At 57.3% G+C, this 16,508-nt stretch carries 15 protein-coding genes; 11 read left to right on the top strand and 4 right to left on the bottom strand.

Annotated features, from left to right (window positions below):
• Positions 1-28: 28 nt before the first annotated feature.
• The gene (locus TU84_RS12860) at positions 29-2,224 is read left to right on the top strand and encodes a putative bifunctional diguanylate cyclase/phosphodiesterase (protein ID WP_048369472.1); all 2,196 of its coding nucleotides are present in this window, start codon (positions 29-31) and stop codon (positions 2,222-2,224) included.
• 167 nt (positions 2,225-2,391) lie between these two features.
• On the opposite strand, the gene TU84_RS12855 is transcribed toward TU84_RS12860, so the two are convergent.
• Positions 2,392-2,697 (bottom strand): DUF2288 domain-containing protein, encoded by a 306-nt coding sequence (locus tag TU84_RS12855; protein ID WP_048369860.1) that lies wholly within the window; start codon positions 2,695-2,697, stop codon positions 2,392-2,394.
• 358 nt (positions 2,698-3,055) lie between these two features.
• Here TU84_RS12855 and TU84_RS12850 point away from each other — a divergent pair, with 358 nt between their 5' ends.
• The 5 genes from TU84_RS12850 to TU84_RS12830 all read left to right on the top strand — a co-directional run bounded on the left by TU84_RS12850 (position 3,056) and on the right by TU84_RS12830 (position 8,073).
• A complete protein-coding gene (locus tag TU84_RS12850; protein WP_157403798.1) occupies positions 3,056-4,183 on the top strand; it encodes a branched-chain amino acid ABC transporter substrate-binding protein in 1,128 nt (375 codons plus the stop codon).
• Positions 4,184-4,430: 247 nt separating this feature from the next.
• Entirely contained in the window at positions 4,431-5,354 is a 924-nt protein-coding gene (gene livH, locus TU84_RS12845; RefSeq protein ID WP_048369467.1) for a high-affinity branched-chain amino acid ABC transporter permease LivH, read from the top strand.
• Complete coding sequence (locus TU84_RS12840) at positions 5,351-6,607, top strand: high-affinity branched-chain amino acid ABC transporter permease LivM (RefSeq protein ID WP_048369466.1); 1,257 nt, start codon at positions 5,351-5,353, stop codon at positions 6,605-6,607. Before livH ends, TU84_RS12840 begins: the two co-directional genes overlap by 4 nt.
• Positions 6,604-7,371, top strand: a complete 768-nt coding sequence (livG, locus tag TU84_RS12835) for a high-affinity branched-chain amino acid ABC transporter ATP-binding protein LivG (RefSeq protein ID WP_048369464.1) — start codon at positions 6,604-6,606, stop codon at positions 7,369-7,371. The genes TU84_RS12840 and livG overlap by 4 nt, the downstream gene beginning before the upstream one ends.
• Positions 7,372-8,073, top strand: coding sequence for an ABC transporter ATP-binding protein (locus TU84_RS12830; RefSeq protein ID WP_048369461.1), 702 nt, complete (start codon positions 7,372-7,374; stop codon positions 8,071-8,073).
• A gap of 843 nt (positions 8,074-8,916) precedes the next feature.
• Here the strand turns inward: TU84_RS12830 and TU84_RS12825 are convergent.
• The gene (locus TU84_RS12825) at positions 8,917-9,825 is read right to left on the bottom strand and encodes a LysR family transcriptional regulator (RefSeq protein ID WP_048369459.1); all 909 of its coding nucleotides are present in this window, start codon (positions 9,823-9,825) and stop codon (positions 8,917-8,919) included.
• Between the two features lie 104 nt (positions 9,826-9,929).
• On the opposite strand from TU84_RS12825, the gene TU84_RS12820 reads away from it, so the two are divergent.
• From TU84_RS12820 to TU84_RS12800, 5 genes are all read left to right on the top strand, one after another.
• Positions 9,930-10,529 (top strand): short chain dehydrogenase, encoded by a 600-nt coding sequence (locus tag TU84_RS12820; RefSeq protein WP_048369458.1) that lies wholly within the window; start codon positions 9,930-9,932, stop codon positions 10,527-10,529.
• An 84-nt stretch (positions 10,530-10,613) separates the two neighbouring features.
• Entirely contained in the window at positions 10,614-11,285 is a 672-nt protein-coding gene (locus tag TU84_RS12815; protein ID WP_174479327.1) for a COG3650 family protein, read from the top strand.
• 118 nt (positions 11,286-11,403) lie between these two features.
• The gene (locus TU84_RS12810) at positions 11,404-13,014 is read left to right on the top strand and encodes an NAD(P)/FAD-dependent oxidoreductase (RefSeq protein ID WP_048369455.1); all 1,611 of its coding nucleotides are present in this window, start codon (positions 11,404-11,406) and stop codon (positions 13,012-13,014) included.
• Positions 13,015-13,232: 218 nt separating this feature from the next.
• On the top strand, positions 13,233-14,414 hold the full coding sequence (gene nhaA / locus TU84_RS12805; protein ID WP_048369453.1) for a Na+/H+ antiporter NhaA: 1,182 nt from the start codon (positions 13,233-13,235) through the stop codon (positions 14,412-14,414).
• An 85-nt stretch (positions 14,415-14,499) separates the two neighbouring features.
• Positions 14,500-15,099, top strand: coding sequence for a hypothetical protein (locus TU84_RS12800; protein ID WP_082148714.1), 600 nt, complete (start codon positions 14,500-14,502; stop codon positions 15,097-15,099).
• Between the two features lie 86 nt (positions 15,100-15,185).
• On the opposite strand, the gene TU84_RS12795 is transcribed toward TU84_RS12800, so the two are convergent.
• Both TU84_RS12795 and pdxH read right to left on the bottom strand, forming a co-directional pair.
• Positions 15,186-15,650 (bottom strand): outer membrane lipoprotein, encoded by a 465-nt coding sequence (locus tag TU84_RS12795; protein WP_048369452.1) that lies wholly within the window; start codon positions 15,648-15,650, stop codon positions 15,186-15,188.
• Positions 15,651-15,843: 193 nt separating this feature from the next.
• Positions 15,844-16,491: a pyridoxamine 5'-phosphate oxidase gene (gene pdxH / locus TU84_RS12790; RefSeq protein ID WP_048369451.1), complete on the bottom strand. Its 648-nt coding sequence runs from the start codon at positions 16,489-16,491 to the stop codon at positions 15,844-15,846.
• Positions 16,492-16,508: the final 17 nt, after the last annotated feature.

The following is a 16,508-nucleotide window of genomic DNA, read 5'->3' as shown; positions in this document are numbered from 1 at the left end:
AAACCTGGACTCAGTGCCGAGGGCCGCAATGGAATGGTTCGAATGGCAGTTTCTCGGCGCACATGCTGAGCACGGCCTCCAGACACTGCACAGCAGCCACAACCTGTACCTGGTGTTTCTCGCCTGGCTGGTGGCCTGCGCCGCGAGCTTGGCTGCGCTGCATATGGGTGAACGTGCCGCCAATGCAGAAAAAGCCACGGCCAAAACGGTTTGGCGATGGCTGGGCGCCAGCTGCCTGGCAGGCGGTATCTGGGCCATGCACTTCATCAGCATGCTGGCCTTTGAGTCTTCGCTTGAGGTTCATTACAACCTGGGCATCACCATCGGCTCGCTGGTTATCATCTGGGTCAGCGCACTGATTGCCATGCATCTGCTCAATCAGCCCGGCCTTTCGCGCATACCCTTAATGCTCGCGGCGCTGATTTTTGGCCTGGGCATCGGCGGCATGCATTACACCGGCATGACCGCCATGCACTCCAACAGCCAGCAACACTACGAATTCATCGGCGTTGCCCTTTCTTTAATCCTGGCTGTGGGTGCCAGTTATTGGGCCTTGCAGATGGCCATAGCCTTGCGCACTACCCACGGCATGGCCCATCAGTTTTTTAAATACGCCATCAGCCTCACCGCGGGCACCGCCATTTTATGCGTCCACTTTATTGGCATGTGGGCACTGCACACGCTATCGCCTGAGGGCGAGATCAACCAGACCCACATTGAAACCAACCACTGGCAAGTCGCCCTGATGGTCGCCATGATCACGCTGCTGTTGATCGGTAGCAGCATCAGTGCCGCCTTGGTCGATAAAAAACTGCAACAAAAAGAGCACGACCTGGCACGGGTCAATGCCCTGCTCAGCCAGCTTGATGAAGCCCGCATGTCATTGCAGCAAGTGGCGCATTACGACCCGCTGACCAACCTGATCAATCGGCGCGGCTTCAACCAGATCTTTGCTGAAAAACTCGCTGACGCGGCCGCCAAGAACAGCAAACTGGCGGTGCTGTTTCTCGACATCGATCACTTCAAGCGGATCAATGACAGCCTGGGCCACGACGCAGGCGATGAGCTGCTTAAGACCATTGCCAATCAGATCAGAGGCGCCGCCCGCAATCACGGGGATGTGGTGGCGCGATTTGGCGGCGACGAGTTTTGTATTTTGATCGACATCCACGATCGCGACGAAGCGCAAAGCATGGCCAAGCGCATCATGCACACGCTCAAAGAGCCCATCGAGCTGACGGGCAGGCGCATGGTCATGACCACCAGCATTGGCATCAGTGTGTTCCCGGACGACGGCACCAGCAGCATTGAGCTGCTCAAGCACGCGGATCTGGCCCTCTATCAATCCAAAGGCGGTGGTCGCAACAGCCTGAATTTTTTCAGCCCTAACCTGACCACACGTGCCTCACTGGAACTGCAAATCGAAGAAGAACTGCGCCAGGCGCTGAATGAAGACACCGGCTTGCTACTGCACTACCAACCCATCATCGACCTCAAGCAAGGGCGAGTCGCCAAACTGGAGGCATTGATCCGCTGGCAGCACCCGGAGCATGGCTTGCTTGGCCCGGATCGTTTTATCAATATTGCTGAGGCCAACGGGCTGATTGCCGAACTGGATCATTGGGTGTTGCGCAGAGCCTGCACCGATCTGGCGACACTTTCACGGCTCGGCTGGCAGCAGCTTGGGGTTGCCGTCAACTGCTCGGCACTCAACCTGGTGCGCGAAGAACTGGCTGAGGACATTGAAAATGCGCTGTATTGCTCCGGGATCGCCCCGCATCGGCTGGAACTTGAAGTCACTGAAAACGCTTTAATGGGCAATATCAGCAATACCTCACAGCTATTAAGGCAGATACGCGCGCTGGGCGTGTCCTTGTCGATTGACGACTTTGGCACCGGCTACTCGTCCCTGGCCTATTTAAAGCGCCTGCCCCTCAATACCCTGAAAATTGATCGTTCGTTTATCCAGGACATCCAAACCTCCAGCCAGGACATGGAAATCGTTCAGGCGATTATCGTCATGGCCCACACGCTACAACTGCAAGTGGTGACCGAAGGTGTCGAGACCACCCAGCAACTCGAGCTTTTAAGCCGCTATGGCTGCGACTTTATCCAGGGTTATCTGATCAGCCGCCCTGTACCGTTTGAAGCGCTGCCCGGTGTGCTGGAACAGCTCAATCAATCTCACCGGTTTGCATCGGGCTACTCGGCGCTTCAACTGTAGTAGCGCATTCGCTACCCATTTAGCAGCTACCCATTTAGCGAAATGCCACAGAACTGACTGTGGCGTTTCTCTACGGCAAGTGGCCACTATTGTGAAACCAGTTACTGGCCTACACACCACCTCGCCCAAATCGCCCCTCTATAAACGCTCCTGTTTGGTGCGTTCAATTAAATTTGTGCCCTTTCCTGGACCATCACCCAAGGCGATACCACCACGGCCCACAGCTCAGGATCTCGCGCATTAACGTCTAGCGCGTGTTCTGTAGTCATCTTTCCAAATACGCCAGAAGCCATCCAGGCCTTGATCTTCTCTGCTTCATCCTGAGTCACGGCAATGGCCGCGTCGATCAAGTCCAGTGCGGGGTCAACCCACAACAAGTCACCTTTGGCGAAGAATGGCAGCAACACCTTCCATTCAATTGTTGAGGTCTCACCAAGCAGCTTGGCATAGAGGGTGCTAGGTTCTTGATTCATGGGATTCACCAGGTAAAAAAATCGGCGCAATGATAGCGCCGCACACCCGGTAGAAAAACCCAAACAGAGGTATGGAAACGAGGAAAGAGTGAAGCGCCAAGGACGAACCTGTTGAGCTGGCAACATCCCGATATAGATCAACAACATAATCCGCCGCCATTCTGTCTCTTTCTTTCGTTTAGGCGACATTTCCTGCTTTTTCTCCCGGTAGCCCGCTATTCAAGCGTTGAACCGGCGCTCTACACTGTACCGGTACAGTTGCAGGGGAGATTGGTCGGGAATTTCGCTCAGAAAAAACCCGGTCCGGCTGCCTTGGCTTCCAGGACTATAAAAATTACAACAGAAGAGTGGAGCACCAATAAAGATGGCTAAGAAGCAGATTACTAAACTGTTTGCCGCTATGGTTTTGGCCGGGGTTGCCAGCCATTCGTTTGCTGCAGACACCATCAAGATCGGTATTGCTGGCCCTAAAACCGGGCCTGTGACCCAGTACGGCGACATGCAGTTCATGGGCGCCAAACAAGCTATCAAAGACATCAACGCCAAAGGCGGTGTCGATGGCAAGATGCTGGAAGCCAAAGAATACGACGACGCTTGCGACCCAAAACAAGCCGTCGCTGTCGCTAACAAAGTGGTCAATGATGGCGTCAAGTTCGTTGTAGGTCACTTGTGCTCCAGCTCCACTCAGCCGGCTTCGGACATTTACGAAGACGAAGGCGTCATCATGATCACCCCGGCTGCCACCAGCCCGGAGATCACCAGTCGTGGTTGCAAACTGGTCTTCCGTACCATTGGCCTGGACAGCGCCCAAGGCCCGGCAGCGGGCAACTACATCGCCAAGTTTGTGAAGCCTAAAGTCGTTGCGGTCCTGCACGACAAGCAACAATACGGCGAAGGCATCGCGACTGCAGTTAAACAAACGCTTGAAAAAGACGGCATCAAGGTCGCGGTTTTTGAAGGCATCAACGCAGGCGATAAAGACTTCGCATCCGTCATTCAGAAGCTCAAACAAGCCAATGTCGACTTCGTGTACTACGGCGGCTATCACCCTGAGCTGGGCCTGATCCTGCGCCAAGCCAAAGAGAAAGGTCTGAACGCCAAGTTCATGGGCCCTGAAGGCGTGGGTAACGACTCCATCTCGCAAATTGCCCAGGATGCTTCCGAAGGCCTGCTGGTCACTCTGCCGAAATCCTTTGACACAGACCCGGAAAACAAAGCGATTGCGGATGCCATCAAGGCAGATGGCAAGGACCCGAGCGGACCGTTCGTGTTCCCGGCTTACTCTGCGGTTGAGCTGATTGCCCAAGGCATCACCGCTGCCAAGAGCGAAGACACGGCCAAAGTGGCTGAAGCCATCCATGCTGGCACGTTCAAAACCCCTACCGGTGATCTGAGCTACGACGCCAAAGGTGACCTCAAAGACTTCAAATTCGTGGTCTACGAATGGCACTTCGGCAAGCCTAAAACAGAAGTAAGCCCTCAATAAGGGTCGGTTCTTGATCTGACTACAAAGCCCACTGCGCGAACGGTGGGCTTTGTTTTACGGGCCGTAGGCCCACAGAAATTGGGCCGCGCTTTCGTGATCCGAAAGTCTCCCCACCTGAAAATCTTTAAAACCGTCACCAGCGGTTCGCTGGCAAAAGACCTGTGCTCAAACGGCTAAAAAAGCGTACGAAACAGGCCGGAAAATGACTCCACCAGTGAAATGCGTCTCAGGTTTTTAGGAGCTTGTAATGCCTGACATCTATCACTTCTTCCAAATGCTGGTTAACGGCCTCAACGTTGGCAGCACGTATGCCCTGATCGCCATCGGCTATACGATGGTTTACGGCATTATTGGAATGATCAACTTCGCCCATGGCGAGGTGTACATGATTGGTTCCTACATTGCGTTTATCGCCATCGCCGGTCTGACCATGATGGGCCTGGACAGCGTGCCATTGCTGCTGACCGGGGCGTTTATCGCGAGCATCGTAGTGACCAGTTCTTACGGCTACAGCATTGAACGGGTGGCTTACCGTCCCTTGCGTGGCAGTAACCGCTTGATCCCCTTGATCTCTGCCATTGGTATGTCGATCTTCCTGCAAAACATGGTGCTGCTGTCCCAGGACTCAAAAGACAAATCGATTCCTAACCTGATCCCCGGCGGCTTCAGCTTCGGCCCAGGTGGTGCGAGCGAAGTTGTCATCTCCTACATGCAAATCGTGGTCTTCGTCGTCACTCTGGTGGCCATGCTCGGCCTGACCCTGTTCATCTCCCGTTCACGCCTGGGCCGCGCCTGCCGCGCCTGTGCCGAAGACATGAAGATGGCCAACCTGCTGGGCATCAACACCAACAACGTGATCGCCCTGACCTTCGTGATTGGTGCTGCCCTGGCAGCCGTTGCCGCTGTTCTGATCAGCGTTCAGTACGGTGTCATCAACCCCGGTTCCGGCTTCCTTGTAGGGCTTAAAGCCTTTACAGCAGCGGTATTGGGCGGGATTGGCAGCATTCCCGGCGCGATGCTCGGTGGTCTGGTGCTCGGCGTGGCTGAGGCCTTTGGTGCTGACATTTTCGGCGACCAGTACAAAGACGTCGTGGCATTCAGCCTGCTCGTGTTGGTACTGCTGTTCCGTCCGACCGGCATTCTGGGACGTCCGGAGATTGAAAAAGTATGATCAGGAATCTTAAAGCGGCGCTCTTCAGCGCCCTGTTGGTCTGGGCCGTCGCCTACCCGGTACTCGGCCTGAAACTGACAATCGTCGGGATCAACATTGAAGTTCACCACACCAGCACCTTCACCCTGAGCGTGATTGCGATCTGCTCTTTGCTGATGTTTTTGCGTGTGCTGTTCCACCATCAACTGAGCGCCGCCTGGCGTGCTTCACCGGGCCTGCCGAAAGTCCCTGCCAAGGCAACCAACTTCCTGACCCTGCCCAGCACCCAACGCTGGATCATTCTGGGGCTGGTCGTTGTCGCCTTGATCTGGCCGTTCTATGGCTCACGCGGCGCCGTCGACATCGCCACCCTGATCCTGATCTACGTGATGCTGGGCCTTGGCCTGAACATCGTGGTGGGCCTGGCCGGCCTTCTGGACCTGGGCTATGTGGGGTTCTACGCGGTCGGTGCCTACACCTACGCGCTGCTCGCGCACTACTTCGGCCTGAGCTTCTGGGTGTGCCTGCCATTGGCAGGGTTGATGGCCGCAACCTTTGGTTTCCTGCTGGGGTTCCCGGTGCTGCGCTTGCGCGGTGACTACCTGGCGATCGTGACCTTGGGCTTTGGTGAAATCATCCGTCTGTTCCTGCGTAACCTGACGGACATCACCGGTGGACCGAACGGCATCAGTAACATTCCAAAACCTACTCTTTTTGGCCTCAGCTTCGACCGGACCGCTGCCGAAGGCATGCAAACCTTCCACGAATACTTCGGTATCGCCTACAACTCGATCAACAAGGTCATCTTCCTGTACCTGATCGCGCTGGTGCTGGTGCTGATCGTGCTGTTCGTGATCAACCGTTTGCTGCGTATGCCGATTGGTCGCGCGTGGGAAGCCCTGCGTGAAGACGAAATCGCCTGCCGCGCACTGGGCTTGAATCCGACCATTATCAAACTGTCGGCGTTCACGCTGGGCGCTACCTTTGCCGGTTTCGCAGGTAGCTTCTTTGCCGCTCGCCAAGGCCTGGTGACCCCGGAATCGTTCACCTTCCTTGAGTCGGCGATCATTCTGGCCATCGTGGTACTGGGTGGCATGGGCTCGCAACTGGGCGTGATTCTGGCGGCCGTGGTGATGATCCTGCTGCCAGAAATGATGCGTGAATTCAGTGAGTACCGGATGCTGCTGTTCGGAGCCCTGATGGTTGTGATGATGATCTGGCGGCCGCAAGGTCTGCTGCCTATGCAACGTCCTCACCTGGAGCTGCGAAAATGAGCCGCGAGTTACTGAAAGTCAGCGGCCTGAGCATGCGCTTTGGCGGCTTGTTGGCGGTGAATGGCGTAGCCCTGACCGTCCAGGAAAAACAGGTTGTATCGATGATCGGCCCTAACGGCGCCGGCAAAACCACCGTGTTCAACTGCCTGACGGGCTTCTACAAACCGTCTGCGGGTACCATCCTGCTCGATGGCGAGCCGATTCAAGGGCTGTCTGGCCATGAAATCGCCCGCAAAGGCGTGGTGCGCACCTTCCAGAACGTTCGTTTGTTCAAGGACATGACTGCCGTTGAGAACCTGCTGATCGCTCAGCACCGTCACCTCAACACCAACTTCCTGGCCGGTCTGTTCAAGACCCCGGCGTTCCGTAAAAGCGAGCGCGATGCCATGGAATATGCCGCGTACTGGCTGGACAAGGTCAACCTGACCGAGTTCGCCAACCGCCCGGCGGGCACCTTGGCCTATGGGCAGCAACGCCGTCTGGAAATCGCTCGCTGCATGATGACGCGCCCGCGCCTGCTCATGCTCGACGAGCCCGCGGCGGGCCTCAACCCTAAAGAGACCGAAGACCTCAAGATGCTCATCAGCGTGTTGCGCAACGAGCACAACGTGACGGTCTTGCTGATTGAACACGACATGAAACTGGTCATGAGCATTTCTGACCATATCGTGGTGATCAATCAGGGCACACCTTTGGCCGACGGGACCCCGGAGCAAATCCGCGACAACCCTGACGTGATCAAAGCCTATTTGGGGGAAGCGTAAATGCTGCAGTTTGAAAACGTCTCGACCTTCTACGGCAAGATCCAGGCGCTGCACAGCGTCAACGTCGAAGTGCGCCAGGGTGAAATCGTGACTTTGATCGGTGCCAACGGTGCCGGTAAATCGACCCTGATGATGACCCTGTGCGGTTCGCCACAAGCTCAAAGCGGCAGTATTCGCTACATGGGTGAAGAACTGGTGGGCCTGACCTCGGCGCAGATCATGCGCAAAAGCATCGCGGTCGTGCCGGAAGGTCGTCGGGTATTTGCCCGTTTGACCGTAGAAGAGAACCTCGCCATGGGCGGATTCTTTACTGAAAAGCACGATTATCAGGAGCAACTCGACAAGGTTTTGCACCTGTTTCCGCGTCTTAAAGAGCGTTTTACCCAACGCGGCGGCACTATGTCCGGTGGCGAGCAACAGATGCTCGCCATTGGCCGTGCGCTGATGAGCAAACCCAAGTTGCTGCTGCTCGATGAGCCGTCGCTGGGGTTGGCGCCCATTATCATTCAGCAGATTTTCGACATCATCGAACAGCTGCGTGATGAAGGCGTAACCGTATTCCTGGTTGAGCAAAACGCCAACCAGGCGCTAAAAATTGCTGACCGCGCCTACGTGCTGGAAAACGGCCGGGTGGTCATGCAAGGCACTGGCGAGCAACTGCTCAACGATCCAAAAGTGCGTGACGCGTATCTGGGCGGTTAACCCTGCCTGCTGCACAAAACGGCCCTGCGGGGCCGTTTTTTATTGGCCCGCAGATCGCGCTGCGCGCCCTGTAGTCGTTGTCGAGCACCGCGAGGCTACGTTGGGCTGCGCAGCAGTCGTAGTACGTCAGTTCAACTTTGCTACGGGTGAGTTGGCTGCAGATTGCGGCGGTCCTGCGGCCCGCATCGCAGCCTCGTGCCTCGTCAGCGACTACAAGATCCCCCCACTCTCTGTAGCAGTTGACGAGCACCGCGAGGCTACGTCCAGCTGCGTAGCAGTCGCAAAACCATGCTCTGCGGTGTGTCAGCTCAACCTTGCATTGAGCATTTACGATCGCTTCGCAATCGGACGTAGCCTCGTAAAACTCGGCAACTGCTACGGGGGATTTGGCTGCAAATCGCGGCGGTCCTACGGCCCGCATCGCAGCCTCGTGCCTCGTCAGCGACTACAAGATCACACCACCCCTGTAGTCGTTGACGAGCACCGCGAGGCTACGTCCGGCTGCGCAGCAGTCGCAAAACCATGCTCTACGGTGTGTCAGCTCAACTTTGCATTGAGCATTTACGATCGCTTCGCAATCGGACGTAGCCTCGTAAAACTCGGCAACTGCTACGGGGAAGTTGGCTGCAAATCGCGGCGGTCCTGCGGCCCGCATCGCAGCCTCGTGCCTCGTCAGCGACTACAAGATCACACCACCTCTGTAGCAGTTGACGAGCACCGCGAGGCTACGTTCGGCTGCGCAGCAGTCGCAAAACCATGATCTGCGGTGTGTCAGCTCAACCTTGCATTGAGCATTTACGATCGCTTCGCAATCGGACGTAGCCTCGTAAAACTCGGCAACTGCTACGGGGGAGTTGGCTGCAGCACGCTACGCTGAAACCACTGCATCAGGTAATCCGCCAAAACTTGCGTGCGCTTGGGCAATCCACCTTCGTAGGGATGCACCAGGTACATCGGGTTGCTGCGGGTCTGATAATTGAGGAGTACCCCGCGTAATCGCCCGTCAGCCAATTCGGCGTGGAGCATGTAAGACGGCAACCGCGCAATACCGGCGCCTATCACCGCTGCTTTTTTCAGCAAGCTGTAGTGATTACTGGCAAAAGGCCCCGAAACCCGAACACGATGCAGTTCATGCTGCTGGTGGTACTGCCATTCTTCGCGGCCGCTGTAATGGCTATTAAGCAAACAACGATGCTCGGCCAATTGCGCCGGAGTGGTCGGTTCGCCGTACTGTTCAAGGTACGCCGGGCTGGCGCAGGTCATTTCGTGCCAACTCAGCACCGACTTGGCCACCAGCCGCTCATGGCTACCCACTTGAGAGCGAATTGCCAAATCAAACCCTTCCCGGGCCAGGTCGCGGTAGCTGTTGCTCAACTCCAGCTCGATCTGGACCAAGGGATAGTCGCGGGAAAATTCCAGCAACAACGCGTCAAAAAAGGTTTCACCCAGCGACACCGGCACCGTCAACCGCACCGGGCCCGCCATGTCGTCCTTGAGCCGCGCCAGCGCCTGATGCGCCCGTTCAACCTGCAGCACCAGTGCCTGGGCCTGGGGTAATAACGCAGCCCCCGCCGCCGTAAGGCTCAAACGCCGCGTGGTGCGATGCAGCAGCACGACCGAGAACTGAGCCTCCAACTGGCTGATGCGTTTGGATAACTGCCCTTTGCTGCAGCCCAACTGCTGAGCGGCCAAGGTAAAACTCCCCGCATTGACCAACACTGCAAACGCCGCCAGATCATCCATCTCGCTCATGGATTGTTTCCATATGAAAACCAAAGGTTTCCTATTAGTGCGCTTATCGCCACCAAAATCCACTACTAGACTGAGCCAACACCTCCTCACTCAAGGAACACCCGATGAAAATCCTGCTGATCGGCGCTAACGGCACCATAGGTTCTGCTATTGATCGCGAGTTGTCGGCGCGCCATGAAATCGTGCGTATTGGCCGCAATAGCGGCGATTTTCAGGTCGACATCAGCGACAGCGCCTCCATTCGCGCCTTGTTCGAACAAACCGGACGCTTCGACGCGCTGGTCTGCGCCGCAGGTAATGTCAACTTCGTGCCGTTGGCCGACATGACCGAAAAAGACTTCGCCCTGGGTTTGCAGGACAAGCTGATGGGCCAGGTCAACCTGCTGCTGATCGGCCGCGAGTACGCCAACGACAATGCGTCATTCACGTTCACCAGCGGAGTGATCAACCGTGAGCCGATTCGCACCGGCAGTTCGGCGGCATTGGTCAACGCTGCGCTCGACGGCTTTGTCCGGGCAGCTGCGATTGAACTCCCTCGCGGGCTACGGGTGAACTCCGTCAGCCCTACGGTGCTGGCAGAGGCGATGGACAAATACGCGCCCTACTTCCGTGGCTTCAAGCCGGTAGCAGCCGCCGATGTGGCGCTGGCTTACGCCAAAAGTGTCGAAGGCCTGCACACCGGACAGACCTATCAGGTGGGCTAAAGCACATTGTCAGATTTGAGGGGACGGGCTTGTGATGCACGGCGAGCCTAAGTAACGTGACGGCATTAGTCAGGAGTCCGAATGATGCGCGCTGCCCGTTCCTTAGTTTTAGTCGCCCTGTTGCCCGTCTTTGCCGGCTGCCAGTTGCTGAACAGCAAACCCGTTGATAGCAACGCCGGCCTGACTCGCCTTCAGGGCGAACTGGTGTCAGACAACGGCCAACTGGTTTTCCAACCCTGCGTTGGCCAACAGCGCTATGTGGTCAGTGATGGCGCCAGTACCACACTGATCCAGGACGCAACCGACATGCCGGTCAAACCAGGCAAGCTGTTCGCCGATATTCGCGGCAGCTTCGTCAGCGCCAAAACTCCGGGTGAGCAAGGCGAGGTCAAGCTGCAACAGGTGTACCGCCTTGAGCGCAGCAGCGCTGCCTGCCAAGACCCCAACTTCAAGCAACAAACAGTGCACGCCAACGGCAACGGGCCTGCCTGGGAAGTACAAGCAGGCGGTAAAGGTTTGATCCTCAAACGCGAAGGCCAACAAGATCTGGCGCTGCCTTACGTTGAAGAGCAGATCGGTGATAGCCGCTTCTCACTGTCCACAGAGGCCAATAATCAGCGCATTGAGCTCTGGGTCGCCCCGCAGCGTTGCACCGACAGCGTCAACGGCAGCGTGCAACACCTTTCGGCTGAACTGCGGGTCAATGGCCAGGTTCAACGCGGTTGCGGTTATTTTGGTGGCGCGCGTAACGACTAACCGACAACTGTAACCGCAGATTGCTGTTTTAACCTGACCCAACGGTTCGAAGCCGCCTATAATCCCCGGTTCGCATAAGGCTGCCGGGGTTTACCTGGCCCCGACACTGGACACCGTCATGTTACGAATCACCGAACTCAAGTTGCCAATCGACCATCCCGAAGAAGACCTGCGCACTGCCATCGTGCAGCGCCTGGGCATCGCCAGCGATGACTTGCTCGATTTCACCTTGTTCAAGCGCAGTTACGACGCGCGTAAAAAAACCTCCGAATTGTGCTTCATCTACACCATCGACCTGAGCGTGCGGGATGAAGCGGCGTTGCTGCACACCTTCGCCGACGACCGTAACGTCAACCCTGCACCGGATGTCAGCTACAAAGTGGTTGGTCAGGCACCACAGGATTTGAGCGATCGCCCGATTGTGGTGGGCTTTGGCCCCTGCGGGATTTTCGCCGGTCTGCTGCTGGCCCAAATGGGCTTCAAGCCGATCATTCTTGAGCGCGGCACCGAAGTGCGCCAGCGCACCAAAGACACCTGGGGCCTGTGGCGTAAAAATGTCCTGAACCCCGAGTCCAACGTGCAGTTCGGTGAAGGTGGCGCCGGGACATTCTCCGACGGCAAGCTCTACAGCCAGATCAAAGACCCGAAACACCACGGCCGCAAAGTGCTGCACGAGTTTGTCAAAGCCGGTGCTCCCGAAGAGATCCTCTACGTCAGCAAACCGCACATCGGTACCTTCCGTTTGACCGGCGTGGTTGAAAACATGCGCCAGCAGATCATCGCGCTGGGCGGCGAAGTGCGTTTCCAACAGCGCGTAACTGACGTGCTGATTGAAGACGGCCAACTGACAGGCGTGGTGCTGGCTGACGGCGAGCAATTGAAGGCCCGTCACGTGATCATGGCCCTGGGCCACAGCGCCCGCGACACCTTCCGCATGCTCCACGGCCGTGGCGTGTACATGGAAGCCAAGCCGTTCTCGGTGGGTTTTCGTATTGAACACCCGCAATCGCTGATCGACAGCGCACGTCTGGGCAAATACGCCGGTCACCCGAAACTCGGCGCCGCCGACTACAAACTGGTGCACCACGCCAAAAATGGTCGGTCGGTGTACAGCTTCTGCATGTGCCCTGGCGGTACCGTTGTGGCCGCGACCAGCGAGCCAGGCCGCGTCGTCACCAACGGCATGAGCCAATACTCACGTAACGAGCGCAACGCCAACTCCGGCATCGTTGTCGGCATTACGCCAGAAGACTATCCGGGCGGGCCTTTGGCCGGTATCGAGCTGCAAGAGCGCCTCGAAGCCCACGCCTACGTGCTGGGTGGCAGCAACTACGAAGCCCCGGCGCAGTTGGTGGGCGACTTCATTGCCAGCAAGCCGTCCACTGAGCTGGGCAGCGTGGAGCCGTCCTATAAGCCGGGGATTTCCCTGGGTGATCTAGCCCTGGCCCTGCCTGCCTACGCCATTGAAGCGATCCGCGAAGCACTGCCAGCGTTCGAGAAACAAATTCGCGGCTTCTCGATGCACGACGCGGTTCTGACCGGCATCGAAACCCGCACCTCATCGCCGTTGCGCATCACCCGTGACGCGTCGATGCAAAGCCTGAACGTCAAAGGTCTGTTCCCGGCCGGTGAAGGCGCAGGCTATGCAGGCGGCATCATGTCTGCCGGTGTTGACGGCATCCGCATCGCTGAAGCAGTAGCACGCGATATCCTCGGTATCGAGGCGTAATATCGCCCTTGCTGGAGCGAGTTTGCCTCGCTCCAGCAAGACCTTTCCCACAGCGTATTTCGCTGTTTCCCGACTTATTTAGATACATAGCTGATAGTCTCGTAGACGGTGCGGGATCAATACGTTGCTTATAACAAAAAAGAATATAGTTTTTGTTTTAACAACTATCCGCACAGGTTAGGGTGTCGCACCTAATAACCATTCGTTGGAGAGCCACCTTGCCTCTGCGTAGCACTTTCACTCGTTTCTTTCAGATGGAAGCTGCCAGCGGTCTGCTGTTGATTGCAGCTGCGGCTCTGGCGTTAATCATCAATAACTCACCGCTTTCGCACTACTACACGGCATTTCTTGATGTGCCTGTGGCCGTGCAGATCGGTGCCCTGCAAATCGCCAAACCTTCGCTGCTATGGATCAACGACGGCCTGATGGCGTTGTTTTTTCTGCTGATTGGTCTGGAGGTCAAGCGCGAGCTGCTTGAGGGCCACCTGTCCAAACCCTCCCAGGTCGTACTGCCCGGCGCAGCGGCCATTGGCGGGATGGTAGTGCCGGCACTGATTTACTGGTTCCTCAACAAAGACTACCCCGATGCACTCGATGGCTGGGCGATCCCCATGGCCACCGACATTGCTTTCGCCCTCGGCGTATTAGCCTTGCTGGGCAAGCGTGTACCGGTTTCACTCAAATTGTTCCTGATGACCCTGGCGATCATCGACGATCTGGGGGCCATCATCGTTATTGCGGTGTTCTACTCCAGCGAACTCTCCGGCGTGTCGTTGCTGCTGGCAGCGGCCTGCCTGATTGCCCTGATCGTGATGAACCGCATGGGCGTGATCAAGATCGCGCCGTATATGATCATCGGCCTGATCCTGTGGGTCTGCGTGCTCAAAAGCGGCGTGCATGCCACGCTGGCAGGCGTAACCCTGGCGTTCTGCATCCCGCTGCGCACCAAAAACGCCGAAACTTCGCCATTGCTGACGATTGAGCACGCCCTGCACCCCTGGGTGTCCTACGGGATTCTGCCGCTGTTTGCCTTCGCCAACGCGGGCGTATCGCTGGCCGGTGTCAATCTGCACAGCTTCACTCACCACGTGCCGCTGGGCATTGCCGCTGGCTTGCTGATCGGCAAAACCGTGGGTGTGTTTGGTCTGACCTGGATCGCTATCAAAGCAGGCCTGGCGGCATTGCCGGCAGGAGCCAACTGGGGACAGGTGTTTGGGGTGGCGATTCTCTGTGGTATCGGCTTCACCATGAGCCTGTTCGTCGGCTCACTGGCGTTTGTGCCGGGCAGCAGTGAGTACGTCGGCATGGACCGCATGGGGATCTTGACCGGCTCAATCCTCGCGGCTCTGATCGGCTACGCTGTTACCGCCGTCTTCAGCCGTAAACAGGCAGACGTGTAACTCAACATCAACAGGGATTCTCACAGGGGCAGCACCGTTAACCGGTGTTGCCCCTGATGGTTTTTTGTCGCCCAACGAGGGAAATGTGGACGCAAAACTTCAATTTGTGCAGTACGGGGGCATCAGTGTGATGTTCCCGGCAGCCTTGGTCATCGCAGCCTGGCTGTGGGCTGCTGCCTCTAAAAAAATCGCGGTGTTGTGGCTGGGTGTCCTGCTGTCTGCCTACTTCATCGTAGGCGTGACCAAAATCCTGTTCAAGGGCTGGGGAATTGGCTTGCACAGCCTGGACATTGCGGTGTTCAGCGGGCATGCGACCAATACCTGCCTGGTGTTCACCGTGATGCTGAGCCTGTTGTGCCAGCAAATTAACCCGCGTTTGCGCTGGCCGGCCTTCGGGGTCGGGGTAGTACTGACCTGGTGGTTCAGCATCAACTACATCGCCCTGACCATCCACCCCTTGTCAGAAGCCATTGCGGGCGCGTTGGTAGGCACGATCGCCGCATTCATTTTTCTGGTCATGCTGAGCCAATCCAACATCGGCAAAATACCTCGCCCGGCGCTGGCGCTAGGGTTGGCTGTGGTACTGGTGTGCGCTGTCGCACCCAAATACTCGGCCGAAAGGCTGCTGGATCGCATCGCCATATCGCTGTCAGGTGCCGAACAGGCGTTCAGACGCTCGTCCTGAGCCAACCCGGCTGGCTGCACCCGCGCATAAAAAAACCCCGGCCAGTTCACACTGGCCGGGGTTTTGTTTTAGTGCCCAGCTACAGCTTATTGGGTCACGCGGCTGGTGCCGTCAACGGTCATGATGCGTACGCGCTCGCCGGTACGGAATACCTGGTTCGGCTCAACCTGTTGAACATAAGCACGGGTGCTGCCGTCGTCTTCACGCACGGTGATTTCAACACCTTGGGTTTTGGTCAGGCCCGACTCAGCAGCCGAACCCAGCAGGCCACCGGCTACTGCGCCGATCACTGCAGTCACGATGCTGCCACGCCCGCCACCGATGGCGCTGCCGCCAACGCCGCCGATCACAGCACCTGTTGCGGCGCCGATTGGGGTTTTGGTGCCTTCGATTTGCACAGGGCGCAGGGCAACGATAGTGCCGGTACGTACGGTTTGTACGCGACGCGCCTCATCACGCGAATAGGTGTCACCGGTCAAGTTCGAGGCACAGCCGCTCAACAGAACTGTCATGGTCGAAATAGCTGCAACTAACAGTGCGGTCTTACGCATAGGATCAACTCCAAAAGATCAGGGATTCATTAAACTCTGCAACCGGGTGCCTGTCACCGCGCAGCGCAGATAATGTGGTCTTTATTCAGCGCCTGTACAGACACAGCGTGGGTGACAGACGCTTACAAATTAACGACAAGGGTAGCGCGAAATAGCCGTTTTGACTCGCACACCACCGTTGTTTATTACGTTTTCAGGGAGCCAGACGCTCACGCACCCACTCAGCGCCCTCACGGCGATAGTTGAGCCGGTCATGCAAGCGGCTCGGGCGCCCCTGCCAAAACTCAATACGCTGTGGCAGTAAACGATAACCGCCCCAGTGTTCCGGGCAATGCGGCTGCGTGTCACTAAAACGTGCCTGAGTGGCCGCCAGCAGTGTGGTCAACGCCTCACGGTCTGCAATCACCTGGCTTTGCGGTGAAGCCCAGGCCCCGATCCGGCTACCCAAGGGGCGCACCTGATAGTAAGCGTCGGACTCCTGCGGTGTCACCTTGACCACTTGGCCTTCGATGCGCACTTGTCGCTCCAGGGTGGGCCAAAAGAACGTCATGGCGGCAAAAGGACGCGCTGCCAGCTGCTCACCCTTGGCGCTGGTGTAGTTGGTGAAAAAGGTAAAACCTTGTTCATCCAGCCCTTTAAGCAAGAGCACCCGGCAATGCGGACGCCCTTCGGCGTCCACCGTGGCCAGAGTCATGGCATTGGCCTCAACCGGCGGTTGCTCGGTCTTGACCGCGTCATTGAACCACTGATGAAACAGCGCAAAAGGCTCGGCCGGGGCTTGCGCCTCGGCCAGCCCGTCACGGGTGTAATCGCGGCGCATATCGGCCAGCGCTTGGGTCATGAGGGCAATCCTTCCCT

Origin of the sequence: Pseudomonas helleri (assembly GCF_001043025.1) — a bacterium.
Classification (GTDB): domain Bacteria; phylum Pseudomonadota; class Gammaproteobacteria; order Pseudomonadales; family Pseudomonadaceae; genus Aquipseudomonas; species Aquipseudomonas helleri.
The sequence above is the reverse complement of the archived record's forward strand: the minus strand, read 5'-3'. Positions and strand labels throughout refer to the sequence as shown.

What these genes read in the sequence shown, in the direction of transcription:
- TU84_RS12860 (WP_048369472.1), top strand. Translation starts at nt 29, where the DNA reads ATGGAATGGTTCGAATGGCAGTTTCTCGGCGCACATGCTGAGCACGGC.
- TU84_RS12855 (WP_048369860.1), bottom strand. Translation starts at nt 2,697, where the DNA reads ATGAATCAAGAACCTAGCACCCTCTATGCCAAGCTGCTTGGTGAGACC.
- livH (WP_048369467.1), top strand. Translation starts at nt 4,431, where the DNA reads ATGCCTGACATCTATCACTTCTTCCAAATGCTGGTTAACGGCCTCAAC.
- TU84_RS12840 (WP_048369466.1), top strand. Translation starts at nt 5,351, where the DNA reads ATGATCAGGAATCTTAAAGCGGCGCTCTTCAGCGCCCTGTTGGTCTGG.
- livG (WP_048369464.1), top strand. Translation starts at nt 6,604, where the DNA reads ATGAGCCGCGAGTTACTGAAAGTCAGCGGCCTGAGCATGCGCTTTGGC.
- TU84_RS12830 (WP_048369461.1), top strand. Translation starts at nt 7,372, where the DNA reads ATGCTGCAGTTTGAAAACGTCTCGACCTTCTACGGCAAGATCCAGGCG.
- TU84_RS12825 (WP_048369459.1), bottom strand. Translation starts at nt 9,825, where the DNA reads ATGAGCGAGATGGATGATCTGGCGGCGTTTGCAGTGTTGGTCAATGCG.
- TU84_RS12820 (WP_048369458.1), top strand. Translation starts at nt 9,930, where the DNA reads ATGAAAATCCTGCTGATCGGCGCTAACGGCACCATAGGTTCTGCTATT.
- TU84_RS12815 (WP_174479327.1), top strand. Translation starts at nt 10,614, where the DNA reads ATGCGCGCTGCCCGTTCCTTAGTTTTAGTCGCCCTGTTGCCCGTCTTT.
- TU84_RS12810 (WP_048369455.1), top strand. Translation starts at nt 11,404, where the DNA reads ATGTTACGAATCACCGAACTCAAGTTGCCAATCGACCATCCCGAAGAA.
- TU84_RS12795 (WP_048369452.1), bottom strand. Translation starts at nt 15,650, where the DNA reads ATGCGTAAGACCGCACTGTTAGTTGCAGCTATTTCGACCATGACAGTT.
- pdxH (WP_048369451.1), bottom strand. Translation starts at nt 16,491, where the DNA reads ATGACCCAAGCGCTGGCCGATATGCGCCGCGATTACACCCGTGACGGG.